12 protein-coding genes are annotated in these 10,195 nt (G+C 27.6%); 4 read left to right on the top strand and 8 right to left on the bottom strand.

What is annotated here, in order from left to right; translation table 11 throughout:
* Window positions 1–89 precede the first annotated feature (89 nt).
* The 4 genes from KJQ97_RS08015 to KJQ97_RS08000 are packed head-to-tail and all read right to left on the bottom strand — an operon-like array spanning window position 90 to window position 4,052.
* Complete coding sequence (locus KJQ97_RS08015) at window positions 90–1,079, bottom strand: glycoside hydrolase family 3 N-terminal domain-containing protein (protein WP_214118812.1); 990 nt, start codon at window positions 1,077–1,079, stop codon at window positions 90–92.
* Window positions 1,076–1,954 (bottom strand): NAD(P)H-dependent glycerol-3-phosphate dehydrogenase, encoded by an 879-nt coding sequence (locus KJQ97_RS08010; RefSeq protein ID WP_214118811.1) that lies wholly within the window; start codon window positions 1,952–1,954, stop codon window positions 1,076–1,078. The genes KJQ97_RS08015 and KJQ97_RS08010 overlap by 4 nt, the downstream gene beginning before the upstream one ends.
* Window positions 1,951–3,369: an Asp-tRNA(Asn)/Glu-tRNA(Gln) amidotransferase subunit GatB gene (gatB, locus tag KJQ97_RS08005; protein ID WP_214120503.1), complete on the bottom strand. Its 1,419-nt coding sequence runs from the start codon at window positions 3,367–3,369 to the stop codon at window positions 1,951–1,953. Before gatB ends, KJQ97_RS08010 begins: the two co-directional genes overlap by 4 nt.
* Window positions 3,369–4,052 (bottom strand): F0F1 ATP synthase subunit A, encoded by a 684-nt coding sequence (locus tag KJQ97_RS08000; protein ID WP_214118807.1) that lies wholly within the window; start codon window positions 4,050–4,052, stop codon window positions 3,369–3,371. Before KJQ97_RS08000 ends, gatB begins: the two co-directional genes overlap by 1 nt.
* 130 nt (window positions 4,053–4,182) lie before the next feature.
* Here KJQ97_RS08000 and KJQ97_RS07995 point away from each other — a divergent pair, with 130 nt between their 5' ends.
* The 4 genes from KJQ97_RS07995 to KJQ97_RS07980 all read left to right on the top strand — a co-directional run bounded on the left by KJQ97_RS07995 (window position 4,183) and on the right by KJQ97_RS07980 (window position 6,325).
* Complete coding sequence (locus KJQ97_RS07995; protein WP_214118805.1) at window positions 4,183–5,217, top strand: flagellar basal body P-ring protein FlgI; 1,035 nt, start codon at window positions 4,183–4,185, stop codon at window positions 5,215–5,217.
* A 149-nt stretch (window positions 5,218–5,366) separates the two neighbouring features.
* Window positions 5,367–5,627: a rod-binding protein gene (locus KJQ97_RS09950; protein ID WP_239803721.1), complete on the top strand. Its 261-nt coding sequence runs from the start codon at window positions 5,367–5,369 to the stop codon at window positions 5,625–5,627.
* A 54-nt stretch (window positions 5,628–5,681) separates the two neighbouring features.
* The gene (locus KJQ97_RS07985) at window positions 5,682–5,897 is read left to right on the top strand and encodes a flagellar biosynthesis anti-sigma factor FlgM (protein ID WP_214118801.1); all 216 of its coding nucleotides are present in this window, start codon (window positions 5,682–5,684) and stop codon (window positions 5,895–5,897) included.
* Window positions 5,897–6,325, top strand: coding sequence for a hypothetical protein (locus KJQ97_RS07980; RefSeq protein WP_214118799.1), 429 nt, complete (start codon window positions 5,897–5,899; stop codon window positions 6,323–6,325). Before KJQ97_RS07985 ends, KJQ97_RS07980 begins: the two co-directional genes overlap by 1 nt.
* Window positions 6,326–6,343: 18 nt before the next feature.
* Here the strand turns inward: KJQ97_RS07980 and KJQ97_RS07975 are convergent, their stop codons facing one another.
* The 4 genes from KJQ97_RS07975 to KJQ97_RS07960 form a co-directional block, all read right to left on the bottom strand.
* Window positions 6,344–7,654, bottom strand: a complete 1,311-nt coding sequence (locus tag KJQ97_RS07975; RefSeq protein WP_214120502.1) for an MATE family efflux transporter — start codon at window positions 7,652–7,654, stop codon at window positions 6,344–6,346.
* Window positions 7,655–7,702: 48 nt separating this feature from the next.
* A complete protein-coding gene (locus KJQ97_RS07970; RefSeq protein WP_214118795.1) occupies window positions 7,703–9,037 on the bottom strand; it encodes an acetyl-CoA carboxylase biotin carboxylase subunit in 1,335 nt (444 codons plus the stop codon).
* 10 nt (window positions 9,038–9,047) lie between these two features.
* Window positions 9,048–9,497, bottom strand: coding sequence for an acetyl-CoA carboxylase biotin carboxyl carrier protein (accB, locus tag KJQ97_RS07965; protein ID WP_214118793.1), 450 nt, complete (start codon window positions 9,495–9,497; stop codon window positions 9,048–9,050).
* A 114-nt stretch (window positions 9,498–9,611) separates the two neighbouring features.
* Window positions 9,612–10,195 (bottom strand): DUF3137 domain-containing protein (locus KJQ97_RS07960; RefSeq protein WP_214120501.1); only part of this gene is annotated, 584 nt, incomplete at its 5' end.

The raw sequence follows: 10,195 nt of genomic DNA, 5'->3' as shown, positions 1-10,195 counted from the left end.
ATCATATACTACTTGCAATGGGTCAGGATGCGAATATAAATTATCAATTGTATTTTTAATACCACTTTGTTCATCTAATAATTTTTTTATCATATTCTCTCTTTTAAAGAAGTAATTTTTATATAAGATTCTTCTAATCTACTTCTACTTATTTTGCCATCATCTACTGCTTGACTTATAATATCAACAACATAACTTGCTGTATCTCCATACTTTATCCTAGATAATCCAAAATATAATATATCAACTCCAGCATTTATACTATCAATTATTCTATCTTTAAAATCTATGCCATCTAAATCACCACCTAAGATATCATCACTTACTATTACCCCATTAAATGATAAATCATTTTTTAATATATTAATGATTTTCTTAGACATATTTGCTGGTTTTTTGTCTAGTATAGGATAAATTTTATTTGAAACCATTATCATATCAACTTTATTAGTTTGTGTAAAATCATAAAATGGCTTTAAAAAACTTAATCTATAATCTTTAACAAAACTTGAAGAATTATTCATATCTCCAGGAAAAGTTTTAGCTGCTATTAAAATATTACTTTGCCTAAAAGCATCAGAGTATTCTCTAGCATAGATACTAAGTTTATCTAATAAATCATTAGTTATACTAGTATTTACCCCTAATGTTAAATTTAAATTAAGTCCTAATTCTTTTAAATTTAAAGCTGATTTTAGATAATTTAATCTAGCATCATTAATATTTAAATTCTGATTAATAAAATCAGGTTCTTTACAATATAAAAAATCATAATTTTTATCTAAATCTTTATAATCAATACCTAAAAATAATGGATTTACAATTGCTATATTTTTAAATCTACTTACTAATTTTTTTGCCTGCTCAATATCTGTGAAATTATTAGCCCTAAAAACTATACCACCAACTTTTCCAAGACTAGCTTCTTGACCTAATTTTCTTATATTGTATTCTTTAATATCTTTTCCATTAAAACCTATCATAATCATCTGACCGGCTAGTCTTTGGGTGCTTATATTTGATAAATTTTGAGAATACAATACAATATTTATAAATAATATAATTAAAAATTTTTTCATTTTTTTAATAAATCTTGTAAGCTAGTTTTTACATTCTTGCCATTTAAAATTAATAAAATTTCATTAGCAATAGGACAATATATATTATGTGTTTTTGCAATTTTACAAACTGATTTAGTAGTATCAATTCCTTCAGCAACTTCATTTAATTCTTGCTTAATTTCATCTTGATTATAGCCCTTTGCAAGCATTAATCCCACTCTGTAATTTCTTGATAATGTTGAACTAGCAGTTAAAAATAAATCACCTGCCCCACTTAAACCTAGAAAAGTATTATCTTTAGCACCAAAAAACTTACCAAATCTAGTAATTTCTATAAGACCACGAGAAATAAGAGCAGCTCTTGCGTTATTACCTAATTCTAAACCATCACAAATTCCACTAGCAATAGCAATAATATTTTTATATGCACCACAAATCTCAGCACCAACGACATCATTATCGGTGTATGTCTTTATAAAACTAGGAAAAAAATTAGCAAATTCTTGATTTAACTTATCATTAACACCACTAATTACAAGTGCTGTTGGTAAATTTTTACTAACTTCTGTTGCAAAAGATGGGCCAGTTAAAACACTAATATTTTCTATTGGAAAAAACTTAGAAAATACATCGTGTAAAAACAAGTCTTGATAAATACCTTTTGAAGCGATTAATACATAATTATCATTTAAATTACTAAAGTTAGCTCTAAGATAATCATAGGTTCCTTGAGCACTTAATGCAAATATTAAATATTTACTTTTTTTAGCTTCGTTTATATCAATATATTCACCTGATTTTTTACTAAAAGAACAAATATTTACTTTGTTATTAAGTGAGATAGCATGAGCTATTGCACTACCCCACTTACCAGAACCAATTACGCTAATCATCCAAGCTTAGCCTTTAAAAGCTCATTTACTTTATTTGGATTAAAAGCTCCTTTGCCTTCTTTCATAGTCTGCCCTACAAAAAATCCAAACAATTTATCTTTACCCGACTTATATTCAGCTACCTTATCTGCATTCTTAGATAATATTTCATCTATTATTGCATTAATAGCACCATCATCACTAACTTGTTTTAATCCTAGTTTATCAATAGCATCGCTTACACTTATATCGTTTTCAAACAAATAAGCTAAAACATCTTTGCCTGCTTTATTTGATATTTCACTATTTTCAATAGCTTTTATCAAATCTGCTAATTTTTCTTTTCCCACAGGAGAATTTGTTATATTTAATTCACCTTTTAATAAACCCATTAATTCTACACTTAACCAAGTTGTACTAAGTTTTGGAGAACAACCTGATTTTATTAAATATTCAAAAAACATAGCCATTTCTAGTGAGCTTACTAAAACCTTAGCATCATCTTCTTTTAGCCCATACTCTCTAACATAACGAGATATTTTTTCATCTGCAAGTTCAGGAATTGCAACATTAATCATATCAGCACTAGCAAATACAGGTAATAAATCAGGGTCTGCAAAATATCTATATTCAGCAGCTTCTTCTTTGCTTCTCATAGGTTTTGTAACAAGTCTTGTAGTATCAAATAATCTTGTTTCTTGAACTACTTCACTATCATACTTACTATCCATCCAAGCAGCTATTTGGCGTTCTTTCTCATACTCTATTGCTTTTTGAATAAATTTAAAACTATTTAAATTCTTAATTTCTACTCTTGTATAAAATTTATTATCGCCTTTAGGTCTGATAGATATATTAACATCACATCTAAAAGAGCCTTCTTGCATATTAGCATCACTAATATCTAAAAATCTTATAATAGAATGAAGTTTTTTAAGATAAGCTACAGCTTCATCAGCGCTTCTAATATCTGGCTCACTTACAATCTCAAGTAGTGGAGTTCCTGCACGATTTAAATCCACTAAAGAATTATCATTTTCATGGATATTTTTACCTGCATCTTCTTCAAGGTGTGCTCTAGTAATTCCTATTATTTTTTTACCAAAATCACCTTCAATTTCTAATTTTCCACCTTCAACTATTGCCACATCAAATTGTGATATTTGATAAGCTTTAGGTAAATCAGGATAAAAATAGTTTTTTCTATTAAAAATACTTACTTCATTAATTTTTGCATTAATTGCTTTACCAAAATATATAGCCTTTTGTAAAGCTTCTTTATTTAATACAGGTAAAGCTCCAGGCAATGCCAAACACACAGGGCAAACATTAGTATTAGCAACTTCACCAAAACTTGTCGCACAAGAACAAAAAATCTTAGTTTTTGTATTAAGCTGAGTATGAACTTCTAAACCAATAACTACTTCAAATTCCATTAATGCTCCTCATCAATTGCAATAGCACTAGCTATATATACATAAGTTAAAATCATAAATACAAACGATTGTAAAAATGCCATAAATGTTAAAAGAAAATATGGTGGAAGCGGAGCTACGATTGGAACTAAAGCTAAAATAACACCTAAAAATAAATCATCTCCTTTAATATTTCCAAAAAGACGGAAAGATAAAGAAACTATACGAGAAAAATGTGATATCACTTCAACAACAAACATAAGTGGAGCAATCACTTTAACAGGACCAAAAAAATGCTTGAAATACTTAAAAAATCCTTGAGTTTTTATGCCTTCGTAATGATAGTATATAAAAACAATTATTGCTAAAGGAAGTGTTAAATTTAAACTAGCACTAGGAGCTTCAAATCCAGGAATTATACCTATTATATTGCTTACAAAAACAACTAATCCAAGAGTAGCGATTAAAGGAACATATTTTAAAGCTGCTTCCTTTGAGCCTAAAGTATCTTTACCCATAGATAAAACACCATCTAAAAACATTTCCATAATATTTTGAATACCTTTTGGAACTAATTGCATTTTAGAAGTTGCTAATTTTGCTAAAACCAAAATAATTGCAATAACTAAAACGAAATGAATTAAATAAGTAATCGCTTTATTGTCATCAGCTATAAAATCACTAAATAAAAATAAATTGTGCATTTATTATCCTTAAAATTTGAAAGTAATCTGCTGATTTTACAAAAGCTAATTTAGTATTTGGTTAATGTTTTTGTAAAAAATATGGAATATGATTTGCTTAATTTAAACATATTTAAAATAAGGAAAAATAATGAGATTTATGATATTTTTGATATTTATATTAAATTCCTTAATGGCTTCACAAATAAAAGATATAGCAAATATTGTTGGAGTTAGGGATAATGAGTTAATCGGATATGGTTTGGTTGTTGGTCTAAATGGTAGTGGAGATGGTTCTAGTAGCGAATTTACTATTCAATCAATTGCAAATATGCTAGGCTCTATGAATATCAAAATAAGCCCTGATGATATTAAAAGTAAAAATACCGCAGCAGTTATGATTAGTGCAAAATTACCTGCCTTTGCAAAAAGTGGGGATAAAATTGATGTAAATGTAGCTTCATTAGGTGATGCTAAAAGTTTAAAAGGTGGAACACTTTTATTAAGTGCTTTAAAAGGTGTTGATGGAAATATTTACGCATTAGCTCAAGGAGCGCTTAGTATAGATAGTAGCGGCAAAGGTGCTAGTATGACTAATGCAAAAATAACAAATGGAGCTAGTATAGAAAGAGAAGTTAATTTTGATTTTAACAATCAAGAAAGAATTACTCTAAGTCTAAAGCAAAATGATTTTGCACTAGCTAGTAAAATAAAAAATGCAATAAATAAAGCTTATGATTTAGATATAGCAAAAGCTACAGATGGTAAAACAATAATAATAGAAAGACCAGAAGAAGAAAGTGCAGTTGATTTTATAGCAAAAGTATTATCACTAGATGCTGGAGAAATAAACGCAAATAGTAAAATCATAATAAATGAAAAAACAGGAACGATAATAAGTGGAATTGATGTAGAAGTTAGTCCTGTTTTAATATCTCATGGAAATATAACAATTAAAATTGAACCTAAAAGACCTTATGAACTAAAAGACAATGAAGTTGATTTAAAAGATGGTAGTGTAATTGATACTAGCTCAAATATTTTAAGAATTACTAACGATAAAATAACTTTAGCAAATATCACTAGAGCCTTAAATAAACTAGGTGCAAGCCCTGCTGATGTAATAACGATTATTAAAAATTTAAAACAAGCTGGGGCAATTAATGCTGAATTGGAGATTTTATAATGGATATATCAAAAATTTATGAAAATACATATAAAAATACTCTACCAAATACAAATACCTTAATAAAATTAAGTGAAGATAGTAAAAATAATTTTTCTAATTTATTAGAAAAAGAAATTAATAAAATAGAAAATAAAAAATCTCATGAAATTTTAAATTCTAATTTAATAAACCAGCCAAATACTGCAAAAGTAGATGAAAAATTGTTAAAAGAACAAACAGATGCTTTTGAAGCATTTATGATAAAAAGTGTCCTTGATATTAGTCTTAAATTAGAAAATCCACTATTTGGAAAAGACGCTGGAGATGATATTTATGGCTCAATGTATAATGATGCTATGAGTAAGGCTTTAAGTGGTGGGCTTGGATTTTCTGAAATGCTATTTAATTTTTTAAAAGAAAGGCTATAAAGTTTTTTAAACTAATTCCGATATAGTATGCAAATATTATAAAAAGGTTGAAAAATGTTAAACTCACTTAGTTCATCTATGGTATATTCAAGCCAAGATATTATGAAGCCAAAAGCTACAAAAAGTGAAAATGTTGATAAAACTGAAGTTAAAGAAACCAAAAGTTCTTTGAGCCCAAAAGCAGCTGCTATAGCTGAGCAAATTGCAAATGGAACTTATAAAATTGATTTAAAATCTACCGCAAATGCAATTGCAAATGAGTTATGCTAATGATAGAAAAAAGACTAGCTACTGCTAATAATCTTTTATTAAAAATTATTAGCATAACAGAACAAGGAATAAGTGATATTAAAGAAGCTAGAAAAGACAGACTTGATACTCAAAATAAGGAAAAAGTAGAAGCACTTAATGCTTTTTTAAAAGAAAAACAAGCTTTAGATAATGCCTTACTTGAATTAGCTACTAAAAATAATGGTAATTTATCAGATTTATTAAGTGAAAAATCAAGCGATTTATTACAACAATTAAAATTTAATTTAAATTACTTATTAGCAAAAAACAAAGAATATGCAAAATATGTGCTAAGTGTTAAAGAATTTTATGATTCTTTACTTGAAGAAATGTTAAAAGATAGCATAGAAACTAACGGATACAAACAAGAATTTAAAAGCACAACAACACTAAATCATAAAATATAAATATCTTTTAAAAGATATTTATACAGCTGATTTGCTTTGCCATTTTTTACTTTTCCAACGATATGTATTAGCAAGTCCTCTTAAAAGTTCATCAACTACAAAAGCACTCCATATTCCAACCATAGCAAAATGTAAATGTATCCCTAAAATATAAGCTAAAGGAACACTAACTCCCCACATAAAAACAATTCCAGCATAAAAAGGAAAGGCAGCATCTCCACTAGCCCTTAAAGAATTAACCATTACTATATTTAAAGCTCTTGAACTTTCTAAGAAAAAACTTATTATAAAAAGCGGTTTTATAATATTTATTAATTCATTGCTTAAACTAAGTGCTTGAAATATATAATCTTGAATTAAAAAAACAAAACTAGCATATACTAAACTACAAATTATTGCAATTTTTAATACTTTAAAACTTTGTTTATACGCTTTTTCAAATTCTTTTGCACCAACTAGCCTACCGATGATTATCTCATTAGCCACACTTAATGCAGAGCTAGTAGTAAATATAAACATTGAAATTTGAAAAAATATACTTTGAATACTTAAAGCATCTTTTCCTAATAATCCAACAAAAGCGAAAATAACCATATATTGTGCTGACCATAGTAGATTTTCTCCTGCACTAAAGCCACCTATTGTCAAAATATTTTTTAATATTTTTTTATTAATTTTAAAAAATAGCTCAAAATAAATCTTAAGTTTTGCAATCTTAAAATATATATAAATTAGCATTGCAAGGCTTACTATCCTAGAAATTACACTTGAAATTCCCACTCCAAACAAGCCTAAATCATATTTATATAAAAATATAGCATTAAAAACAATATTAACTACATTCATAATAAGCGATACGATCATTAATTCCTTAGCCTTAGCATAAGTTCTAATTACAGATGATAAAGCTATATTTAAGCAATCTAACAATATTACATAAGCTATAGTTTGTAAATATATTAATGAATAATCAAATATATCATTAGGAACATTTAACAACCTAAGCATATTGCCATCAAAAAAATTAATTATAAAAAATATCAAAATACCTAAAACCATATTAAAAGATATGCTAATATGAGCTGACCTTATTGCTAAGTTTTTGTTATTAGCGCCTAAAGCTTGAGATATTAATACACTTGAGCCAATTGAAAGGAATGAAAATATAGTTGTAGCTATTATAAAAATCTGATTTGCACTACTCATAGCTCCTATTAAAAACACATTATATCTACTAATCATAATAGTATTTATGACAATAGAGCTAAAACGAAGTAGCATTTCTAAATAAATATTTAAAGATAATTTATAAAAATTAATTTCTTTCATAGCATTACTTAGGACTAAATGAAATTCTTAAAGAATTTCATTTAGGAATTATCTTCTTGATAAATAGTTTGTATCAAATTTATTGTTTATAAAATCAGGATTTTCCATCATAGAAATATGAAAATCTTTTGTAGTTTTAATACCACTTACTATTAATTCTTGTAAAGCACATTTCATCTTATGAATTGCCATCTCTCTTGTAGGAGCCCACACAACAAGCTTACCTATCATACTATCATAAAACGGAGGAACGCTGTATCCTTGATAAACATGGCTTTCCATTCTCACATTTGCACCTGCAGGAGCTGTATATCTACTAATTGTCCCAGGACAAGGTGTAAATGTTTTAGGGTCTTCTGCAGTAATTCTACACTCAATTGAATGACCTTTAAAATTTATCTCTTCTTGTTTAGGTAGAGCTTTTCCTTCAGCTACATTTATCATATGACGAATAATGTCTTCTCCACTACACATTTCACTTACGCAATGCTCAACCTGTAATCTTGTATTCATTTCAATAAAATAAAAGTTTTGATAATCATCTAATAAAAACTCAAATGTCCCTGCACCTTCATATCCAATAGCTTTAGCTGCTCTTATAGCAGTTTCTAATAATTTTTCTCTAGTAGCTGGCTCTAAAATTCTAGCTGGACTTTCTTCTATTAGCTTTTGATGTCTTCTTTGCATAGAACAATCACGCTCACCTATATGAATAACATTTCCAAAACTATCTCCTATGATTTGCACTTCAATATGGCGTGGATTTTTAATGTATTTTTCAATATACATTCTACCATCACCAAATGCACTTGTAGCTTCGCTTTCAGCAGACCAATATGCTTTTTCTAAATCAGCAGCCTTTTCAACCACACGCATACCACGACCACCACCACCTGCAGCAGCTTTTAAAATAACAGGATAGCCCATTTCTTCAGCTAATTCTTTTGCAACTTCTACTCCACTAATAGCCCCATCACTACCTGGGATTACTGGAACACCTGCTCTTTTCATAACTTGTTTAGCTTTACTTTTATCGCTCATAGTATTCATAGCTTCTACACTAGGACCTATGAATTTAATATTATGACGCTCACAAATTTCTACGAAATTTTGATTTTCACTCAAAAACCCATATCCAGGAAAAATCGCATCAGCACCACATAATTCAGCAGCACTAATAATTGATGGGATATTTAAATAACTCTCGCTTGATTTTGGACCACCAACGCAAATACTAGCATCACAATATTTTAAATATAAAGCGTCTTTATCAGCACTAGAATATATACAAATAGCTTCTTTACCCATTTCTTTAATCGTTCTAATAGCTCTTAGAGCTATTTCTCCACGATTAGCAATTAAAATCTTTTTAATCTCTCTCATTGCAACCTACTTATAGTTTTTCAACTGCAAATAATTCTGTTCCATACTCCACAGGTTGTCCATCTTCTACTAAAGCGCTTACGATTTTGCAATCAAATTCAGCTTCAATTTCATTCATAATTTTCATAGCTTCAATAATGCAAATTGTATCGCCTTTTCTCACTGTTTGACCAACTTTTACGAAACTAGCTGCCCCTGGACTTGGTGCTTGATAAAATGTTCCTACCATTGGGCTTGTAATTGCTGGATGAGTGTTTTTAGCAGGTTGTGCTTCATTTACTACATTTACATTAATTGGTGCTGGAGCACTTTGTGGCATTACTGCAGGAATTGGTGCGCATTCAACAACCGTTCCTTGCTTTTCTAAGCTAATTTCAAAATCGCCTTCTTTGATTTTGATTTTGCCTATATTTGCTTGAGCAAACATATCTATTAATTCTTTTATTTCTTCTCTTTTCATTTTCTCTCCTGATATAAAATTCTGACAATTTTAATGTTATAAATATAACAAAAATAAAATTATAACTTATAATAGCATATACTTTTAATTTCGTGTTTCAAATTCTCACATTTTTTAAAACTCATTAACAATATTTATTATGCTTTTAAATTCTTTTTCAATATTTTCACTAAAAGAAAAATTATGAATATAAATATGCAAATAATTATCTTTATAAAAAAGACTTATTTTGTGATTAATAAGTTTTGCATTATTACTAATAATATCTAATTTCTTAGGATTTAAGAATTTAAAAACTTCTAAATTATTATTAGAATACAATTTAAAATATTTATTAAAATCTACATTATCAAGTAAAATTAAAGGCTCTTTAACTCCTAAAATATCCTTAATATCGCTATTACTAACTATTATAAAATCTTTCATTTTTATATTTTTTTTACGAATATAAATTCCTTTAAAAATATCTTTTTCTCTTTTTTTATCTTTTTGTGTGTAGTAAGTGTTTTTAATATTAACCTTTAAAATATCTAAATCATCTTTATTATAAGCAAATTCTATATTTAAACTTTCACTATTTATTATGCCTTTTTTAATATCGCTTATATTTGATATTTCATTAAAATTATTGCTAATAAAAAATGGTTTGATTATATTTTTATACTGAATATAGCTAATAAAAAATGATGAAATTATAA

It is taken from the genome of Campylobacter sp. 2018MI01 (assembly GCF_018501205.1).
Classification (GTDB): domain Bacteria; phylum Campylobacterota; class Campylobacteria; order Campylobacterales; family Campylobacteraceae; genus Campylobacter_E.
The sequence above is the reverse complement of the archived record's forward strand: the minus strand, read 5'-3'. Positions and strand labels throughout refer to the sequence as shown.